We start from the raw sequence: 18853 nt of genomic DNA, 5'->3' as shown, positions 1-18853 counted from the left end.
ACTAAAAGCAGCCCCGCTATAGCGGGGTTTGCTTTTCTTGGGGGAGCGGACGGGGTACATGGGGATGTCTACCTTGCGCAAACTTGCGCCTTGGTGCTTTGCGCTGGCATTGATCATCTATCTGCGACCCTATACGGGGATCAGACATGACGCCACGCTGTACTTAGCTCAAGCGTTGCGGATTATCAGTCCTGATATCTATGATGGCGATTTGTTCTTTGCGGCAGGTAGCCAGGCAGATTTCACCCTATTCCCGCAGCTGCTCGCGTACCTGCTACGTCACGTTGAGCCGGGATCCGCTTTTCTGGCATTAACCTTTGCGCTTCGTGTCATCTTCTATGCGGCAAGCGCATACGTCGTCCGGGCGCTGTTCCCTCAAGGATGGCGTTGGCCAGCGATCTTCGCACTGATCGTTATGCCTAGTCTGTACGGCGCATTCAGCATGTTTTCCTATGCTGAGCCCTTCTTGACCGCGCGCCCATTGGCTGAGGCTCTCTCTCTCCTTGCAATCGGTCTTCTGCTGCGCCATCGCCTTTTGTGGTCATTCGTGTGCCTCGTCATCGCGGGATTGATGCATCCCTTGCAGGGTGCGGCAGCTGGTCTTGTAATCTGGTGCTGGCTGCTCATTCAAGATCGCAGATGGCTGTGGGCAGTTTCTGCGATTGTGCCTGTTGCTCTCTTGGGGCTCTTGCATGTGGGGCCGTTTGGAGGTCTCTTCCAGTCCATCGACTATGAATGGTATGAGCAAATCTCTGCGTTGAGTGCCCAGATTTTCGTTGGATCTTGGGAGCCGCGGGATTGGTGCATTGTCCTATCGGATTTCTATCTCATCTATCTTCTGTTTCAGCGTACAGAAAGAGATGTTGCTTTATCAAAAATGGCAGCGGCAACCATTCTTGCGGTTGCAATCGGCTTCGCATTCAGCGCAGTTTTTGCAGATGTACTGAGGCTGGTGCTGCCAGCTGGGTTGCAGATCTGGCGTGTTCTTTGGTTGGCGCATTGGTTGGCGATGGCTAGTATTCCATTTTTGATCAATGATCAATGGATCAGAAGCAATCGAGACCTGGTGGCGACATCGCTGTTGATCGCAATTGCTGTAACGGGCGCCAGCGTTCCTAGGATTACCTTGCCGTGGGCGGTGCTTGGTTTAATTCCCTTGCACATGTTGTGGCCCTACGCGGCAACGAGGGTTAGCCGCACTGGAAGGGCGCTAATTTTATCGGGACTTCTCCTGATTCTCGTGGCTGCGCTTTTCTGGTACCAGATACGTGCCTGGACGGTATTTGAGGCGCTCGGGAGTGATCTGGAAAGAGTGCGGCAAGATGTCGTTGTTGTCGGCTACCCGTTGATCGCGGGGGGAGTAGTAGCGGCTACCGTCTGGCTCTATCGGCGATCGGGATCGCGTTTGGGGGCTCTACTTGGCGTTGGAAGTATCTTTCTCCTGATAGCAGCAATATTCGTTTGGGATGCGAGAAGCCCTTGGAGCAAGACGCTGGAAACGGCAAAAGGAACGGACATCTTTGGTGTAGAGATTCCGCGCCATTCCAGTGTCTACTGGTATGCGAGTGAGCCGTCGCCGCTGGGGCCATGGTTGGTGCTGGAGCGGGCCAATTATTTCAGTATTTTTCAGCTGTCCGGTCAGATGTTCAATCGGGGGACGCCAATGGAGGGGGCCAGGCGCAAGGATCAGGTCGATCCAGTAAACAGCCAGGGAGAGATCTGTGACACCATGAATGCGGTCAATAAGGATGAGGACTCATGCTGGATCGGTACTGAAGGGATTCAGCATCTCTGCACGGCGCGCGGCAGCACGCCGGCGCCGGATTACTTCGTTCTTCCATTCAGGCAAAGGCAGCACGTGCGCGGCGTTTGGGATGTTAAGCACCCTATGCGCGACGAGACTCTTGGGCGACTTTATCTTTACAAATGCAGTGATTGGGTCGCTTTCGACGATGCTACGCATCAAGAACTCGAAAGAAGTGTTGATGCGAGGTTTGGGGAATGAGTGCCCGGTCGAGGGCGGGTTTGGTCATCAGATCACTACGCATTCGGCTTGGGTCGTTTGCTGAGGGGGTCGGGTATCTACTCGCCTCGGCAGTGGCCTTGCTCGCAGACCTCGGAACCTTCACGTTGCTTTCGTGGTGGTGGGGGGGCTGGTATTCAGCTGCCGCTGGCGGTTTCCTGGTGGGGAGCGTGGTGGCCTACGTTATCAGCGTGCGTTGGGTATTCGCTCGGCGCGTGGTCAGCTCTGCTTCGGCTGAATTGGCCATATTCGTGCTGATTGGTTGCTTCGGTCTGCTGGTTGTCCAAGGCGTGATGTGGGGCTGTATTGAGTGGTTTGGTTTGCCCGGTGGCATTGCAAGGTTGGTTGCGGTCGGATTCTCGTTCACATCGAATTTCGCGTTGCGTAAGTTGATTCTTTTCCGGTCGCGGGGGCGCGAACGGGCCATCGGGGAGGTGGCATGAGCAAGCATGTTGTAATCATCGGTGCGGGTCCGGCAGGCTTGACTGCCGCGTTGGAACTGGTTGGGCAGCCGGATGTGAAGGTGACGGTGCTGGAGGCGGATGATTGCGTGGGTGGCATCTCACGCACTGTCAACCACAATGGCAACCGCATCGATATTGGCGGGCACCGGTTCTTTTCGAAATCGGACTGGGTGATGCAGTGGTGGGCCAACCTGATGCCCATCGAGCACACAGGCGACGTTCCGTTGAACCTTCGCTACCAGGGCCAGGCGCGCGAGGGCTTGCCAACGGGGGCGCCTGTGGCAGATGGCTCGCAGCCGACTGCGATGCTGGTGCGCAACCGCCTGTCACGCATCTATTTCAATCGGCGCTTTTTCTCTTACCCGTTGAAGTTGAATGCGGACAGTTTCCGCAATCTGGGTGTGGGCAAGTCCGTATTGTTCGGTTTCAGCTATCTGCGCTCGCAGGTTAGCAAGATCGAGCCGGAAGTGAGTCTTGAAGACTTTCTCGTCAACCGCTTCGGGCAGCGTCTTTATCGCCAGTTCTTCAAGGAGTACACCGAGAAGGTCTGGGGTGTGCCTTGCAACCAGATCAGTGCAGAGTGGGGCGCGCAACGCATCAAGAGTCTGTCGATCACCAAGGCGGTGCTGCATGCTGCGCGAAGTGCGCTGGGCTTGAACGGGAAGGCTGAACAGACTTCGTTGATCGAGAACTTCCTGTATCCGAAGCATGGCCCCGGTGAGATGTGGGAAACAGCTGCTCAGCAGTTCGTCGCGCGTGGCGGCACATTGCTGATGAAGCATCGTGCCGTTGGACTGGAAGTGGGCGATGACCAAGTGCACAGCGTCACCGTACAGTCCGGGTCTGGCGAAGCCTTCAAGCTCGAGTGCTCGCACGTGGTCTCGACCATGCCCGTGCGTGAGCTGGTATCCGCATCGCGGACAAGCTGGCCCGAAGATGTGGCAACGATTGCGGATGGGCTGCAGTACCGTGATTTCATCACCGTCGGCCTGCTTTACGATGCGTCCGATCTTCCTCGGGCATTGGGCGACAACTGGATCTACATTCAAGAGCCGGGTGTGAACGTAGGGCGTGTACAGGTCTTCAACAATTGGAGCCCGTACATGGTTCGCGACGCATCGAAAGTATGGATGGGGCTCGAGTTCTTCTGCCGTGAGACTGATCCGCTGTGGAACATGGGTGATGCAGACCTTCAGGCACTGGCCCAGCGCGAGATGCTCCAGATCGGCCTGGTCACCGCCGAGCGTGCGCAGGATGCGGTTGTGATCCGAGTACCCAAAGCCTATCCGGGCTACTTTGGTGAAGCCTACGCCCAGTTCGATCGATTGCGGTCCGCGTTGGATCAGGTGCAGAACCTGTTCCTGGTGGGGCGCAATGGGATGCACCGTTACAACAATCAGGATCACTCGATGCTGACAGCCAAAGAGGCTGCCGATCAGATCCTGTCCGGTAACGTGGACAAGAGTCGGCTGTGGTCAATCAATGTGGACGATGAGTACCACGAAGAGGCCAAGGCCTGAGCCCAAGCTGCCCTCATGCCTCCTTCCCGGCACTTGCCGGGATTGGGGAGGACGGTAGCCAGGTGCGGTATTCGATCTGACGTGGAGTCATGCAGATGTGGAACGTCCTTGTTTGTGGAGGGGCGGGTTACATCGGTAGCCACATGTCACAGTGGCTGGCCGAACAGGGTCATGCCGTAACCGTGTTGGACAACCTGTCCACCGGTCACCGGCAGGCAGTGAAATGGGGAGAGTTGATCCAGGCAGATCTGCTTGACGAGTCTTCGCTGGAGCGTGCGTTCAGCGGGCGGCGTTATGACGTGGTGATGCATTTCGCTGCGAGTTCGTTGGTTGCGTCTTCCGTCGCCGATCCATTTTCCACCTATCGGAACAATGTGGCCGGAACTCTGAATCTGCTGGCGCAGCTGCGGTACCGGGATATAGGCAAGGTGGTCTTTTCATCCACGGCCGCTGTGTTCGGGCAGTCATCGGCTTCCCTAGTTGACGAACAGCAGCCGATGCAGCCGATCAATCCCTATGGTGCCAGCAAGTTGATGGTTGAGCGGATGCTTGCAGACGCTTGGGAAGCGTATGGCTTGTCGTCGGTAGTTCTTCGCTACTTCAATGCTGCCGGCGCTCTTCCTGAACACGGCATAGGTGAAGCGCATGCCTGTGAGACTCATCTGATTCCGAACGTGCTCAGGGCCGCCGCCGGACAGGCGCCTCCGCTGAAGGTATTTGGTGCGGACTACCCCACACCTGACGGAACCTGTGTACGGGACTACGTACATGTGCAGGATCTCGCGCGTGCCCACGGCTTGGCGATGAACCTGATGGAGCGGAGTCCTGGAACCCATGACTTCAATCTGGGCAGTGAGCAGGGCTACTCAGTCATGGATATCGTTGAGGCCGCCGCGCAGGTGGTCGGGCGCGCAGTACCTTTCGAGGTCGTCGGCCGTCGGGCCGGGGATCCAGCCCGGCTGGTGGCCTCCAGCGCCAAGGCGCAACGGGAGCTGGGATGGGAGCGAAGTTGGCAGGACCTGGTAGCCATCGTCAAAAGCGCCTGGGATTGGCATCGGGAGCAGCCGTTCTGAAAGCGGACTGTGGGTGTCTGGACAAGCGTTCACACGGGGTGCGCGGTTAGTATGTCACCCCTGTAGACAACACTATGGCCGCCATGGCGGCCGTCTTGGGTCAGTAAAGGAAGCGTATGAGCGCAGTCACCACCCCCAACCTCGTCGGCATCACCGGCCTGGCCCGCCGCCTGGTTCAGGATGGCGCCTTGGACGAGGCTTCCGCCCGCGACGCCATGGCCAAGGCCGCCGCCGCTCGCCAGCCGCTGCCAACCTGGTTCGCGCAGAACAAGCTGGTCAGTGCCTCGCAGCTCGCCGCCGCCAACGCGGTCGAGTTCGGCATGCCGCTGTTCGACGTGTCCACGTTCGACACCAGCCAGAACGCGATGAGCTTGGTCAGCGAGGAGCTGCTGCGCAAGCACAACGTGCTGCCGCTATTCAAACGCGGCGGCAAGCTCTTCGTGGGTACCAGCAATCCGACCCACGCGCTGGACGAGATCAAGTTCCACACCAATCTGGTAGTGGAACCGATCCTGGTTGATGAAGACCAGATCCGCCGCACGCTGGAGCAGTGGCACGCCAGCCACGACACCATCGGCGATGCGCTGGGCGGCGACGACGAGGGTATGGCCAACCTCGATGTTGGCCTGGGCGACGAAGACAACGCGGGGGGCGACTCCGGCATCGATGCCAAGGGCGACGACACCCCGGTGGTGAAGTTCGTCAACAAGGTGCTGGTCGATGCCATCCGCAAGGGCGCATCGGACATCCACTTCGAGCCCTACGAAGACGATTACCGCGTGCGCCTGCGCATCGACGGTCTGCTGAAGATGGTGGCGCGGGCGCCGGTGAAGTTGAACCAGCGCATCGCCGCGCGCCTGAAGGTGATGGCGCAGCTGGACATCGCTGAGAAGCGGGTGCCACAGGACGGGCGCATCAAGCTGAACCTGTCCAAGTCCAAGCAGATCGACTTCCGCGTCAGCACGCTGCCGACGCTGTTCGGCGAGAAGGTGGTGCTGCGTATCCTCGATGGCAGCGCGGCCAAGCTGGGCATCGACAAGCTGGGCTACGAGCCGGACCAGCAGAAGCTGTTCCACGACGCCATCCACAAGCCCTACGGCATGGTGCTGGTGACCGGCCCGACCGGTTCGGGCAAGACGGTGTCGCTGTATACCGCGCTGGGCATCCTCAACGATGAGACGCGCAACATCTCCACCGCCGAAGACCCGGTGGAAATCCGCCTGCCCGGCGTCAACCAGGTGCAGCAGAACAACAAGCGCGGCATGACCTTCGCTGCTGCGCTGCGCTCGTTCCTGCGACAGGATCCGGACATCATCATGGTCGGCGAAATCCGCGACCTGGAGACGGCCGAGATTGCGATCAAGGCGGCGCAGACCGGCCACATGGTGCTGTCCACGCTGCATACCAACGATGCGCCGCAGACCATCGCGCGCCTGGTGAACATGGGTTCGCCCCGTCATCACCCGCGGGGGGGGGGGGGGGGTCGCGGCGCGCCGGGGGCGGGGGGTGTGGGGAAGGGGGGGGGGGGGGGGGGGGGGGCGGCGCAGCTGGATGCGGGCATCCAGTTGTACGAGGCGGTGGGCTGCGATGAGTGCACCGAGGGCTACAAGGGCCGAACCGGTATCTACCAGGTGATGCCGATGACCGATGAGATCGCCACCATCGTGCTGGCCGGTGGCAACGCACTGCAGATTGCCGAGGCGGCGCAGCAGATCGGGGTGAATGACCTGCGGCAGTCGGCGTTGAAGAAGGCGGCAGCGGGTGTGACCAGCCTGGCCGAGATCAATCGCGTTACCAAGGATTGAGGTAGATCCACGCCATGCGTGGATGACGCGATGCATGAGGTTGCCGGCCAGCGGCCGGCACTACCGCGTTGGTGGGTAGATCCACGCCATGCGTGGATGACGCGATGCATGAGGTTGCCGGCCAGCGGCAGGCACTACCGCGTTGGTGGGTAGATCCACGCCATGCGTGGATGACGCGATGCATTGGGTTGCCGGCCAGCGGCCGGCACTACCACGTTGGTGGGTAGATCCACGCCATGCGTGGATGACGCGATGTATTGGGTTGCCGGCCAGCGGCCGGCACTACCACGTTGGTGGGTAGATCCACTCCATGCGTGGATGGCGCGGCGGCGCACGCCAACCAAGGTTGGCACCTACCAGGGCCGTTCGGCCCTTACTCCATCCCCAGCTTCTTCAGCTTGTAGCGCAGCGCGCGGAAGGTAATCCCCAGCTGCGCAGCCGTGCGGGTCTTGTTCCAGCGGTTCTCTTCCAGCGCGCTGGATGGCGCTGCGCTCCAGCTGCTCGATGTACGAGGGCAGGGCGGCACCGCCCGGCTGCAGGTCGGCCACGGCTTCGGCGGGAGCAGCGCCGCCGGGCGCACGTGGGGCGTGCTGCGGCAGGCGCAGGTCGTCGGCACCGATGCGGTCTTCTTCGGCCAGTGCCAGCGCGCTCCAGAATGTTCTCCAGCTCGCGCACATTGCCCGGGAACGCATAGTGGGCCAGCGCTTCCAGCGCCGATGGCGCCAGCAGCGGTGTGGCACGGCCGTGGCTTCGGGCCAGCCGCGCCAGCACGGCGGCAGCCAGTTCCGGCAGGTCCTGGCGGCGCTCGCGCAGCGGCGGCACCTTCAGTTCAATCACGTTGATGCGGTAGTACAGGTCGTGGCGGAAGCGCCCGTCCTCGACCAGCTCGGCCAGGTCACGGTGCGTGGCCGAGAGAATGCGCACGTCCACCGGTTCTTCGTTGGCCGCACCCACCGCACGCACCGACTTTTCCTGGATCGCGCGCAACAGCTTCACCTGCATCTGCAGTGGCAGCTCGGCCACTTCGTCCAGGAACAGGGTGCCGCCGTGTGCCGCCTGGAACAGGCCGGGCTTGTCGGCATGCGCGCCGCTGAAGCTGCCTTTGCGGTGGCCAAAGAATTCGCTCTCCATCAGCTCGCCGGGAATGGCGCCGCAGTTGACCGGTACGAACGGGCCGGCCGCACGCGCGCCCTGGGCGTGGATGGTGCGCGCGACCAGTTCCTTGCCCACGCCCGATTCACCGAGGATGTAGACCGGTGCCTGGCTGCGCGCGACCTTGCCGATGGTGGTGCGCAGTACGTCCATCGCCGGCGAAGCGCCGAGCAGGCGTGCAGCCTGTTCGGTGGCGGGGCCGGGCGCAGGGCGTTCGGTGTTGTTGAGTTCCAGCGCGTGCTTGACCAGGCCGCGCAGCACCGAGATGTCCACCGGCTTGCTGACGAAGTCGAAGGCGCCGGCCTTCAGCGCTTCCACGGCCAGGTCCATGCTGCCGAATGCGGTGATCATCGCCACCGGTGTGCGCGGGTAGTGCTGGGCGATCTCGCTGACCAGCTCGATGCCGTTGCCATCCGGAAGGCGCATGTCGGTGATGCACAGGTCGTACGGGTTGCTGGCCAGCAGCTCGCGCGCTTCGGCCAGGTTGGCGGCGGTACTGATGCGCAGCCCCATGCGGCCGAGGGTCAGTACCAGCAGTTCGCGGATGTCGCGTTCATCGTCGACGACGAGGGCGCTGCGGGTTTCGTTCATGGGCGTGAAAGATAAACGAGGGGGCTGGAAGCGACAAATGTTTGACGCACAGAATTGGAATCAGGTGGGCAACAGCGTGTGCGGGCCAGGCAGCACCAGGCGGAAGCAGGAGCCGCCGGCGGGCACCGGGATGTAGTCGAGCCGTGCCTGGTTGGCGCGGCACAACTCGCGGGCGATATACAGGCCCAGCCCGGTGCCGTGCTCGGAGGTGGTGAAGAACGGGCGGAACAGCTGTGCGGCCACGCTCTCGGGAATGCCGGGGCCACGGTCCATCACGTCGATCACCGCGCTGCGCTCGTGCTGCGCCACGCGCAGGCGCACGCGCGCCGGCTGCTGGCCGATGCGGCCGTACTTCAGTGCGTTGTGCACCAGCACGGTGAGCACCTGGTACAGGTGTTTGCTGTCGACCTGGGCCATCACCGCCGTGTCGCTGATGATCGGTTCGATGCTGTCGGTTTCCAGCGTCTGGCCCTGCTTGTACTCCAGCACGAAGCGGCGCACGAAGGCGACCAGGTCGACGTTCTCGGGTGTGGCGCGCTCGCGCCGTGCCAGCCCCAGCACGCTCTCGACGATGCCGTTGGTGCGCTGGCATTGCTGGCGGATGATCTGCAGCAGGCGGCGGTCGCTTTCGTTGAAACCGGTGCCTTCCTCCAGCAGCTGCACGGCGTAGTTGATCGCCGCCAGCGGATTGCGGATTTCATGGGCGAGGCTGGCCGAGAAGCGGCCCATCGCCGACAGGGTGAGCGATTCGGCGCGCCGCGAGACCACGCTGGAGTCGTCCAGGAATACCAGCGCCAGTTCGCTGCCGGCCAGCAGGCGGGCGAAGCGCGGTTGCACTTCTGGCTGGTCGGGGTTGAGCTGCAGCGGCAGTTCGTCCTGCGCCCAGCCGTTGCGCCAGCGCTGCAGACGGCGCGCCAGTTCCGGCGCGGCACTGGCCAGATCCAGCCGTCCCGTCTCACCGATGCCGTCGTTGTCGCCGAGCAGCATCGAGGCCGCTTCATTGGCCAGGGTGATGCGGTTGTCGGCGTCCACCACCAGCACGCCGGTGCGCATGCGGCGGATGATCAGTTCGTTGATCTGGAACAGGTTGGCCACTTCGTCGCCGCGCTGGTTGGCCAGCTGCTGGTTGCGGCGCGCGGTTGCCCACCTGGTAGCTGATGAAGGCCAGCGCCAGGTAGCTGGTGGCGAACATGGCCAGCTCGGCCAGCGTGCGGGTGGGATCACCGCCTTCGAGCACCTTCCAGAGGTATTCGGTACCGGTGGCCAGGCTGGCAGCGACCGCCAGGCCCAGGCCCCAGCTCAGCGGCAGCAGGGTGGCGGCGGCGGCGATGTTGAACAGCAGCGACATCGAGATGCCGGCGCTGGCACCGGGCAGGGCATGCGCCAGCAGGGTGGCGGCGATGATGTCCACCAGCACGCTGCTGACCACGATCGGGCGCAGCCAGCGTTCGTTGCGGCCGATCGCCAGGGCCAGCAGCGACAGCAGCAGATAGATCGCCGCGACGGTATCGGCCAGACGCGGGTGATGGGCCTCGCCGACCATGCCGGACAGGGGGCTGTAGAGCAGGCCGGCGATGACCGCGGCGATCAGCACCCGGTACAGCGCGAAGAAGTACAGCTCACGCCGCGGAATCGATTCGATGCGGTCGATCAATGAAGCACTGGGTGACACGCCGGAACTCCCCTTCTGGCTGCCTGGGTCTGGAATCTGCGGCGGCCCTGCCTGGCATCCCCTGAAGCCGGGCGGGTACGTCGCTTCTCTATGGCCTGCGGTGGAAGCCGCCGGGCAGGCCCGACACTACACACCTTGGTTGACCAGTATAGGGCCCCCGGCAGGGCGCCGCCGGAGCCGCCCGGATCGCGCATTTGGCCCGCCGTGGATACCGGTGGCCAACGGCGGCCCGGGCGCAACTGCCTGAATGGCGGTGGAAATCTGGCCGGGTCTGGCGATTTGTACAGACTTCTTTGCGCCCCGGCGCTCGCTCGGCCACAATAGTGGGCCCGCCGCGGTCCATGCCGGCGCCCCGCCGGGGCCCTGAGGAATTGCGTGCGGTCGTTCCTATTCCCACGGTGACGCATGAATTTCCACGAATACCAGTCAAAACAACTGCTTGCCGAGTACGGCATCCCGGTCCCGGCCGGCAAGGTCGCTGCGACCCCGGACGAAGCGGTTGCCGCTGCCAACTCCCTGGGCCAGGGCCCCTGGATGGTCAAGGCGCAGATCCACGCTGGCGGCCGCGGCAAGGCTGGCGGCGTCAAGTTCTGCAAGACCACCGACGACGTGAAGGCCGCTGCGGCCAAGATGCTCGGCACCAAGATGGCCACCTACCAGACCGCAGGCGTTGAACTGCCGGTCAACCTGGTGCTGGTGACCACCGCCGGCGAGATCGTCAAGGAACTGTACCTGTCGGTGCTGGTCGACCGTGGCACCAAGACCATCACCTACATCGCCTCTTCGGAAGGCGGCGTGGAGATCGAGCAGGTCGCCGCTGAAACCCCGGAGCTGATCCACTCGCTGAACGTCGACTTCGTCGAAGGCGTGCAGGGTTACCACGGCCGTGATTTCGGCTTCAAGCTGGGCCTGACCGCCAAGCAGGCCGGCCAGTTCGCCAGCATCATGGTGAACCTGTACCGCCTGTTCAACGAAAAGGACCTGGCGCTGGTTGAAATCAACCCGCTGGCCATCCTGGACGACGGCAACCTGTACGCGCTGGACGGCAAGTTCGACAGCGACGACAACGCCGCGTTCCGCCAGAAGGCCCTGGTCGCCATGCGCGACAAGACCCAGGAAGATCCGACCGAAGTGATCGCTTCGGAGCTGGACATCAACTACGTCACCATGGACGGCAACATCGGCTGCATGGTCAACGGCGCAGGCCTGGCCATGGCCACCATGGACGTCATCAAGCTCAACGGCGGCGAGCCGGCGAACTTCCTGGACGTGGGCGGCGGTGCCAACAAGCAGCGCGTCATCGAAGCCTTCAAGCTGATCCTGTCCTCGGACAAGGTCGAAGGCATCTTCGTCAACATCTTCGGCGGCATCGTCCGCTGCGACATGATTGCCGAAGGCATCATCGCCGCCGTGAAGGAAGTGGGCGTCAAGGTTCCGGTCGTGGTGCGCCTGGAAGGCACCAACGTGGAAGAAGGCAAGCAGCTGCTGCGTGACAGCGGCATGGCCATCATCCCGGCTGACAACATCAACGATGGCGCCAAGAAGATCGTTGAAGCTGTCAAGAACGCTGCCTGATTCGACACCAAGGAATTCCCATGTCTGTTTTGATTAACAAGAACACCAAGGTGATCGTGCAGGGCTTCACCGGCCAGCAGGGCACCTTCCACGCCACTCAGATGATCGAGTACGGCACCCAGGTTGTTGGCGGCGTGACCCCGGGCAAGGGGGGCACCACCCACATCGACCTGCCGGTCTTCAACACCGTTGCCGACGCCGTGCAGAGCACCGGCGCCAACGCTTCGGTCATCTACGTGCCGCCGCCGTACGCGGCCGACGCGATCCTGGAAGCCGCTGCTGCCGGCATCAAGGTCATCGTCTGCATCACCGAAGGCATCCCGGTGCTGGACATGCTGCGCGTCAAGAACGTGCTGACCCGTTCGCATCCGGACACCGTGCTGATCGGGCCGAACTGCCCGGGCGTCATCACCCCGGGTGAGTGCAAGATCGGCATCATGCCGGGCCACATCCACCAGCCGGGCAAGATCGGCATCGTGTCGCGTTCGGGCACCCTGACCTATGAAGCGGTCAAGCAGACCACTGAAGTCGGCCTGGGCCAGTCCACCTGCATCGGCATCGGTGGTGACCCGATCAACGGCCTGAACTTCGTCGACTGCCTGAAGCTGTTCAACGAAGACCCGCAGACCGAAGGCATCATCATGGTCGGCGAAATCGGCGGTGACGCTGAAGAAGCCGGCGCCGAGTACATCAAGAACCACGTGAAGAAGCCGGTCGTCGGCTTCATCGCCGGTGCGTCGGCTCCGGCCGGCAAGCGTATGGGCCACGCCGGTGCGATCGCCTCGGGCGGCAAGGGCACCGCGGAAGGCAAGTTCGCCGCGATGGAAGCTGCTGGCGTCGTCACCGTCCGTTCGCCGGGCGACCTGGGCGCTGCCATCGCCAAGCTGGTGAAATAAGACCGCTTGTGTAGAGTCGAGCCATGCTCGACTGACGCTCTTGTTTCAAACAGAAAGGCCGCCTCCGGGCGGCCTTTCTGCGTCTGGTGCCCTGACCATCCCGGTAACCCCATCCACGCATGGCGTGGATCTACTGAGCCGGGGCTGTCCACGCAGTGAGCGCGCCCAGCGCATGGCGCAGCGCTACAATGGGCACATTGCAACCACAGGCTGGATTCCCATGGCTTCGATCCGCATCGCGATGGCGCAGTTCGACTTCCCGGTCGGCGATGTCGCCGGCAACACCGAGCGCATCATCGAGATGATCGACCAGGCGCGCGACGAGTACGGCGCCGAGCTGGTGATGTTCCCCGAGCTGGCGGTGAGTGGTTATCCGCCGGAAGACCTGCTGCTGCGCCCGGGCTTCCTGTACGAGTGCGAGCAGGCGATGGCCCGCATCGCTGCTGCCTGCCGTGGCATCACCGCCGTGGTTGGTTGGCCGCAGGCGGCCGGTGCGGTGGTCTACAACGCCGCCAGCGTGCTGCGTGACGGCCTGGTCGAGCAGACCTACCGCAAGCGCGAGCTGCCCAACTACGCGGTGTTCGACGAGCGCCGCTACTTCGATGTCGATCCGGATGGCGGCAGCTGCGTGTTCGAGGTCAACGGCATTCCGGTCGGCCTGCTGATCTGCGAGGACCTGTGGTTCGCCGAGCCGCTGGCCGACACCGTGCGCGCCGGTGCGCAGCTGGTGGTGGTGCCGAATGCCTCGCCCTACGAGCGTGGCAAGCATGCCCAGCGCGATGCAGTGCTGGCCGCACGCACCCGTGAGAGCGGGGCGGCGATCGCCTACCTCAACGTGGTCGGTGGCCAGGACGCGCTGGTGTTCGACGGCGCCTCGGTAGTGGCCGATGGCGACGGTACCGTGCACCCGGCCGCCGCCGCCTTCGTCGACCAGTGGCTGGTGGTGGAGTACGACGGTGAAAGCCGCCGCTTCATGCCGCACGTGTGGATGGACGATGGCGACGAGAGCATGGACGCGCTGGCCTGGCGCGCAGTGACCCGTGGCATCCAGGACTACTGCCGCAAGAACGGCTTCAAGAAGGTGTGGCTGGGCCTGTCCGGCGGCATCGATTCGGCGCTGGTGCTGGCCATGGCCGTGGACGCGATGGGCGCGGAAAACGTCACCGCCGTGCGGTTGCCGTCGCGCTATACCGCGGGCCTGTCCAACGACCTGGCCGCCGAACAGTGCCAGGCACTGGGCGTGAAGCTGGAGGCGGTATCGATCGAGCCGGCGTTCAAGGGACTGATGGAAGCGCTGGCGCCGATGTTCGAAGGCACTGCGCCGGACGTGACCGAAGAGAACCTGCAGTCGCGCAGCCGTGGCGTGATCCTGATGGCGCTGGCCAACAAGTTCGGTGGCCTGTTGCTGACCACCGGCAACAAAAGCGAATACGCGGTGGGTTACGCCACCATCTACGGCGACATGTGCGGTGGCTATGCGCCGCTGAAGGACCTGTACAAGACCGAAGTGTTCGGGCTGTCCAAGTGGCGCAACACCGTGGGCGGCGCGCCGGTGATCCCACCGGCCGTGATCAGCCGCCCGCCGTCGGCCGAGCTGCGCGAGAACCAGCTGGACCAGGATTCGCTGCCGGCCTATGACGTGCTGGACGGCATCCTGTACCGCTACATCGACCAGGAGCAGTCGCGCACGGAGATCGTGGCGGCCGGTTACGACGCGGCCGTGGTCGACCGGGTGCTGCGCCTGGTGCGCATCAGCGAGTGGAAGCGGCACCAGGCCGCGCCGGGGCCGAAGGTCTCGCGCCGGGCATTTGGCCGCGAGCGTCGTTACCCGATCAGCAACGGTTACAAGGGCTGAAGCTGCGGTTGGCGGGTAGTGCCGGCCGCTGGCCGGCAACCCCGTATACCGCGTATCCACGCATGGCGTGGATCTACCGGGCGTCCTCAAGCAACTGTTCGAGGCTGGCGGTTTCCGCAGCGTCGTTGAAGCGTCCGTCTCCCAGCCGTGCCCGCACAAACGCCAGGCCATCCGCCGCCGCCGCGTCCAGCGTGCCACGGTGGTCGACCGGGTAACGCCGGAACGCGACCGGCTCGCCTCGCAGGGCCAGGCCTGCGGCATACAGCAGGGTGGTCAGATAGGGCACGTCGCGGTCCTCGCTGCCGTGGCCCAGCATCAGCGGTTGGCTGAAGCCGCGGCGCGGTACGCCGAGATAGTCGTACAGCACCGCCCAGATGCCCGGCACGCTGGTCAGCGGTGCAGTGAACATGCTGCCGGTATCCGCACCGTCCAGCGTGGTGGCCAGTTCGCCCAGGCACTGTTCGCGTGCCACTGCCACGCGGGCGCGACCGGTGTCGCTGAGGACGCGGTCGATCTGTGGCGCAACCTGCAACAGACCGTCGAGCAGATACGCGTGATACGCGTTGAGCGCGCCAGGATTGGCGCTGCGGTTGTCCGGCTTCATCACCAGCGCGGTCAGCTCGACGGCGGTGGGCGTGCCGGTGGTGAAGCTGCCGCGGTAGTGCAGGGAAGGGCCACCATAGGTGGGCGCCAGATGCCCGGCTGTGAGGGCTGCAGCGCCACCCTGTGAATGACCAACCGAGACCCAGCGCGGCGACAGCGCTGCGTTGCCCAGGTACTGGCGGCTGGCCTTGACCAGGTCGATGGCATTGCGCGCGGCCGTGCGGACGTGCAGATAGGCATGCTCGCCGGGGCTGCCGAGCCCCTGGTAGTCCGCGGCGACCACCGCATAGCCCTGGGCCAGGAACTGATCGAGGAAGCGCCTGTCGCGTTCGGGTTGGTAGGGGCCGGACACCGAGGGCGCGCAGCGATCTGCGATGCCCTGGGTGCCGTGTGCCCAGGACACCACCGGCCAGCCGCCCGCTGGAGCCGCGCCGGCGGGCAGGTACAGCAGGCCGGTGCCTTCGGCCAGCTGGCCGCGAAGATCCGGGGTGCGGTAGTGGAGCTTGTAGGCCTGCGCAGCCTTGGACGGCACCCATGACGCGCGATAGGGGGCAGCAGACAGCAGATCGCCCGGTGCACCCGGTGCGGCAGCCAGGGGGCCCGAGGACAGCGCCAGCACGGCGGTGGCAAGGAGGCAGGCGAGGGGGCGGAAACGGCGGGGCGGTAGGGTCATGGGGCGCTCCTTCACGGCCGGGATGGCCGTTGCGCCGCAGTGTGGAGGGCGTCGCCGGAGCGGGATGCGACCGGCGTCGCATCCGCCGGGAATTCGTAGAATTCCTAGTGTCGTGGTCCATGGGCGTACGAACCATCCACGCATGGCGTGGATCTACCGACAAAGAAAAGGCCCCTTTCGGGGCCCTCTCTTACTTCTTTTCCAGTCGCGCGTTGCGCTGGCCGGTGCTGGCGGATTTCTCGCCGGCGAACGGGTTCAGCTTGCGGATCATCCACGGGTACTTCGGCCATTTGCCTTCCAGCCACGGGTGGTCCGGCTGGTTCAGCTGCAGGACGCGGCGGGCATCGTCGGCCAGGGTCTTGTTGCCCAGGTGGGTGTAGGAATCGGCCAGCACAGCCACGGCGTCGTACTGGAACGCGCTCTGCGGGTAGGTTTCCAGCAGGTAGTTGGCGCGGCCGGCGGCCGAGACCCAGGCGCCGCGGCGCATGTAGTACAGGGCGTTGTCCAGCTCATGCTGGGCGAACACGTCACGCAGCTCCAGCATGCGCTGGCGCGCATCGGCGGCGTAGCGGCTGTTCGGGTAGCGGTCCACCACGATGTTGAAGTCCGAATACGCCTGGTGCGGCGTGGACAGGTCGCGGCGGCTGGCATCCAGAGACCATACGCGGCGCAGGAAAACCGTACTGCGGTTGGAGTTGGCCAGGCCGCGCAGGTAGTACAGGTACGCGATGTTGCGATGGGTCGGGTAGGTACGGATGAAGCGGTCGATGCTGGACACCGCGTCATCGTGCTTGCCGGCCTTGTACTGGGCGTAGGCGGTCTCGATCATCGCCTGCTCGGTGTACGGACCGTACGGATACTGGGCCACCAGGCGGCGGAAGCTGGCTTCGGCGCCGCTCCAGTTGCCACCCTGCATCAGCTTGTGGCTCTTCTCGTACAACTGTTCGACCGGCGTCCCTTCATCGGGGCGATCACCCTTCTTGGCACCACGGTGGCAGCCGGTGGCGGCGATGACCAGCACCAGCAGCAGGGCGGTGAGGCGGACGGGCGCGGAGAGCATGGCGGAGCGTCGGATCATGGGGTCGAGGCGGGACGCGGCTGGAATACGAAGGGTCGATGATAGCCTAGTGTCCTGTCCAGCGACTGAAACCGGCCGCCGGGACCCCAAAATTTCAAAGAATGCCCCCTGCCATGTCTGAACAACCCTCTGAATCGGCCCGCCAGGCCATCGTCCCCGACACCGCTGCCGGCCGCCGTTTCGACGCCGTCGTGGCCGAACTGTTCCCCGAATACTCGCGTTCGCGCCTGACCGAGTGGATCAAGGCCGGTGAGGTGCTGCTGGACGGCGCCCAGGTGCGCCCGCGCGATCCGCTGCGCGGCGGCGAGCTCGTGACCCTCAACGTGGTGCTCGAGACCCAGACCGACGCCCAGCCGGAGGACATCCCGCTGGACGTGCTGTTCGAGGACGAGCACCTGCTGGTGATCAACAAGCCGGTCGGCCTGGTGGTGCATCCGGGTGCGGGCAACCACAGCGGCACCCTGGTGAATGCCCTGCTGTTCCGCGACCCGTCGGTGGCGGTGCTGCCGCGCGCCGGCATCGTGCACCGCCTGGACAAGGACACCAGCGGGGTGATGGTGGTGGCCAAGACCCTGGAAGCGCAGACCGCGCTGGTCGAGCAGCTGGCCGCGCGACGTGCACCGCCAGTACCTGGCCATCGTGATGGGTGCGCTGGTGGCCGGCGGTACCGCCGATGCCCCGATCGACCGCCACCCACGCGACCGCCTGAAGATGGCCGTGCGCGAGGACGGCAAGGAAGCGGTCACCCATTACCGCCTGCGCGAGCGCTTCCGTGCGCACACTGCGCTGGAGTGCCGCCTGGAAACCGGCCGTACCCATCAGATCCGCGTGCACATGGCGCATGTGCGCCATCCGATCATCGGTGACCCGCTGTACGGCGGTGCGCTGAAGCTGCCCAAGGGCGCCAGTGATGAGCTGGTAGCCGCGCTGCGCGGCTTCAAGCGCCAGGCCCTGCACGCCGAGACCCTGGAGTTCACGCACCCGATCACCGGTGAGCTGGTGCGCAACACCGCGCCGGTGCCGGACGACATGCTGCACCTGATGAAGGTGCTGCGCGAAGACAGCGAAGCCTTCGCCGCACGCGAGCGGGACCGCTGGTGATGGCCGCCGCGTTGCCTTTGCTGCAGGCGGACTGGCCGGCGCCTCCGGGCGTCCATGCGCTGACCACGCGTCGGCACGGTGCGGGCATTTCGCCGGCGCCGTTCGCGCAGTTCAACCTGGGCAACCGGCACGCGGCCGATGGTGATACCCCGGCCAACGTGGAGCACAACCGGCAGCTGCTGCAGCAGGGGCTGGCGCTGCCGTCGGCACCGCACTGGCTGCGCCAAGTACACAGCAGTACCGTGCTGCGCTTCACAACGCCGCCGGTGCCAGGCGCAAGCGAACCGGTGGCCGACGCTGCGGTGACCTCGGTGCCCGGCGTGGTGCTGGCGATCCTGACCGCCGACTGCCTGCCGGTGGTGTTCGCCGCTGCCGACGGTAGCGAGGTGGGCGCCGCTCACGCTGGATGGCGCGGGCTGGCCGACGGCATGCTGGAGGCCACCGTGGCCGCCATGCAGACCCCGCCCGCGCAGCTTCGCGCGTGGCTGGGCCCGGCGGCCGGGCCGGCCGACTACGAGATCGGCGAAGAGGTCTTCCACGCCTTCGTCGGCCATGATCCGGCGGCCGAGGCGGCGTTTGTGGCGACACGCCAAGGGCACTGGAAGGTGGACCTGTTCGCCCTGGCACGTCAGCGCCTGCAGGCGGCGGGCATGGACCCGGCGCAGGTGTATGGCGGCACGGTGTCGACGATGGCCGATCCCGACCTGTATTCGCACCGGCGCGACCGTCGCACCGGGCGCATGGCGACCCTGGCCTGGATCGCGCCCTGACC

Annotated in this window: 11 protein-coding genes and 3 pseudogenes; 10 read left to right on the top strand and 4 right to left on the bottom strand. The window is 64.5% G+C overall.

The window, feature by feature from the left end; all coding sequences use genetic code 11:
• Positions 1-73: 73 nt before the first annotated feature.
• From ACZK2V_RS18290 to ACZK2V_RS18270, 5 genes are all read left to right on the top strand, one after another.
• The gene (locus ACZK2V_RS18290) at positions 74-2005 is read left to right on the top strand and encodes a hypothetical protein (RefSeq protein WP_486322649.1); all 1932 of its coding nucleotides are present in this window, start codon (positions 74-76) and stop codon (positions 2003-2005) included.
• Positions 2002-2466 carry a GtrA family protein gene (locus tag ACZK2V_RS18285; RefSeq protein ID WP_486322648.1) on the top strand — a complete coding sequence of 155 codons (465 nt, stop codon included), beginning with the start codon at positions 2002-2004 and terminating at the stop codon, positions 2464-2466. Before ACZK2V_RS18290 ends, ACZK2V_RS18285 begins: the two co-directional genes overlap by 4 nt.
• The gene (locus tag ACZK2V_RS18280) at positions 2463-4007 is read left to right on the top strand and encodes an NAD(P)/FAD-dependent oxidoreductase (RefSeq protein ID WP_057504396.1); all 1545 of its coding nucleotides are present in this window, start codon (positions 2463-2465) and stop codon (positions 4005-4007) included. The genes ACZK2V_RS18285 and ACZK2V_RS18280 overlap by 4 nt, the downstream gene beginning before the upstream one ends.
• 143 nt (positions 4008-4150) lie before the next feature.
• Complete coding sequence (gene galE, locus ACZK2V_RS18275; protein ID WP_231298679.1) at positions 4151-5080, top strand: UDP-glucose 4-epimerase GalE; 930 nt, start codon at positions 4151-4153, stop codon at positions 5078-5080.
• Positions 5081-5196: 116 nt separating this feature from the next.
• Positions 5197-6885: an ATPase, T2SS/T4P/T4SS family gene (locus ACZK2V_RS18270; protein ID WP_486322647.1), complete on the top strand. Its 1689-nt coding sequence runs from the start codon at positions 5197-5199 to the stop codon at positions 6883-6885.
• Between the two features lie 373 nt (positions 6886-7258).
• On the opposite strand, the pseudogene ACZK2V_RS18265 reads toward ACZK2V_RS18270, so the two are convergent.
• Both ACZK2V_RS18265 and ACZK2V_RS18260 read right to left on the bottom strand, forming a co-directional pair.
• Positions 7259-8628 (bottom strand): annotated as a pseudogene (locus tag ACZK2V_RS18265) (sigma-54-dependent transcriptional regulator).
• A 60-nt stretch (positions 8629-8688) separates the two neighbouring features.
• A pseudogene (locus ACZK2V_RS18260) lies at positions 8689-10300 on the bottom strand (sensor histidine kinase).
• A 405-nt stretch (positions 10301-10705) separates the two neighbouring features.
• On the opposite strand from ACZK2V_RS18260, the gene sucC reads away from it, so the two are divergent.
• From sucC to ACZK2V_RS18245, 3 genes are all read left to right on the top strand, one after another.
• Positions 10706-11875, top strand: a complete 1170-nt coding sequence (gene sucC, locus ACZK2V_RS18255; protein ID WP_004154430.1) for an ADP-forming succinate--CoA ligase subunit beta — start codon at positions 10706-10708, stop codon at positions 11873-11875.
• A 20-nt stretch (positions 11876-11895) separates the two neighbouring features.
• Positions 11896-12771 carry a succinate--CoA ligase subunit alpha gene (sucD, locus tag ACZK2V_RS18250; protein WP_005410793.1) on the top strand — a complete coding sequence of 292 codons (876 nt, stop codon included), beginning with the start codon at positions 11896-11898 and terminating at the stop codon, positions 12769-12771.
• A 220-nt stretch (positions 12772-12991) separates the two neighbouring features.
• Complete coding sequence (locus ACZK2V_RS18245) at positions 12992-14626, top strand: NAD+ synthase (RefSeq protein WP_486322646.1); 1635 nt, start codon at positions 12992-12994, stop codon at positions 14624-14626.
• 73 nt (positions 14627-14699) lie between these two features.
• Here ACZK2V_RS18245 and ACZK2V_RS18240 read toward each other — a convergent pair whose 3' ends face one another.
• Both ACZK2V_RS18240 and ACZK2V_RS18235 read right to left on the bottom strand, forming a co-directional pair.
• Positions 14700-15902 (bottom strand): lipase family protein, encoded by a 1203-nt coding sequence (locus tag ACZK2V_RS18240; protein WP_486322645.1) that lies wholly within the window; start codon positions 15900-15902, stop codon positions 14700-14702.
• Between the two features lie 190 nt (positions 15903-16092).
• A complete protein-coding gene (locus tag ACZK2V_RS18235) occupies positions 16093-16980 on the bottom strand; it encodes an outer membrane protein assembly factor BamD (protein WP_029379759.1) in 888 nt (295 codons plus the stop codon).
• Positions 16981-17093: 113 nt separating this feature from the next.
• Here ACZK2V_RS18235 and rluD point away from each other — a divergent pair.
• Together rluD and pgeF are read left to right on the top strand one after the other, a co-directional pair.
• A pseudogene (gene rluD, locus ACZK2V_RS18230) lies at positions 17094-18081 on the top strand (23S rRNA pseudouridine(1911/1915/1917) synthase RluD).
• A complete protein-coding gene (gene pgeF, locus ACZK2V_RS18225) occupies positions 18081-18851 on the top strand; it encodes a peptidoglycan editing factor PgeF (protein ID WP_032128817.1) in 771 nt (256 codons plus the stop codon). Before rluD ends, pgeF begins: the two are co-directional and overlap by 1 nt.
• Positions 18852-18853: the final 2 nt, after the last annotated feature.

This window comes from Stenotrophomonas sp. 93052_Sma, assembly GCF_056481145.1.
Note: the sequence above shows the minus strand (reverse complement) of the source record. Positions and strands in the feature narration are given on the sequence as shown.

Coding starts and splice junctions, on each gene's coding strand:
- ACZK2V_RS18285 (WP_486322648.1), top strand. CDS start 2,002: ATGAGTGCCCGGTCGAGGGCGGGTTTGGTCATCAGATCACTACGCATT.
- ACZK2V_RS18280 (WP_057504396.1), top strand. CDS start 2,463: ATGAGCAAGCATGTTGTAATCATCGGTGCGGGTCCGGCAGGCTTGACT.
- galE (WP_231298679.1), top strand. CDS start 4,151: ATGTCACAGTGGCTGGCCGAACAGGGTCATGCCGTAACCGTGTTGGAC.
- ACZK2V_RS18270 (WP_486322647.1), top strand. CDS start 5,197: ATGAGCGCAGTCACCACCCCCAACCTCGTCGGCATCACCGGCCTGGCC.
- sucC (WP_004154430.1), top strand. CDS start 10,706: ATGAATTTCCACGAATACCAGTCAAAACAACTGCTTGCCGAGTACGGC.
- sucD (WP_005410793.1), top strand. CDS start 11,896: ATGTCTGTTTTGATTAACAAGAACACCAAGGTGATCGTGCAGGGCTTC.
- ACZK2V_RS18245 (WP_486322646.1), top strand. CDS start 12,992: ATGGCTTCGATCCGCATCGCGATGGCGCAGTTCGACTTCCCGGTCGGC.
- ACZK2V_RS18240 (WP_486322645.1), bottom strand. CDS start 15,902: ATGACCCTACCGCCCCGCCGTTTCCGCCCCCTCGCCTGCCTCCTTGCC.
- ACZK2V_RS18235 (WP_029379759.1), bottom strand. CDS start 16,980: ATGATCCGACGCTCCGCCATGCTCTCCGCGCCCGTCCGCCTCACCGCC.
- pgeF (WP_032128817.1), top strand. CDS start 18,081: ATGGCCGCCGCGTTGCCTTTGCTGCAGGCGGACTGGCCGGCGCCTCCG.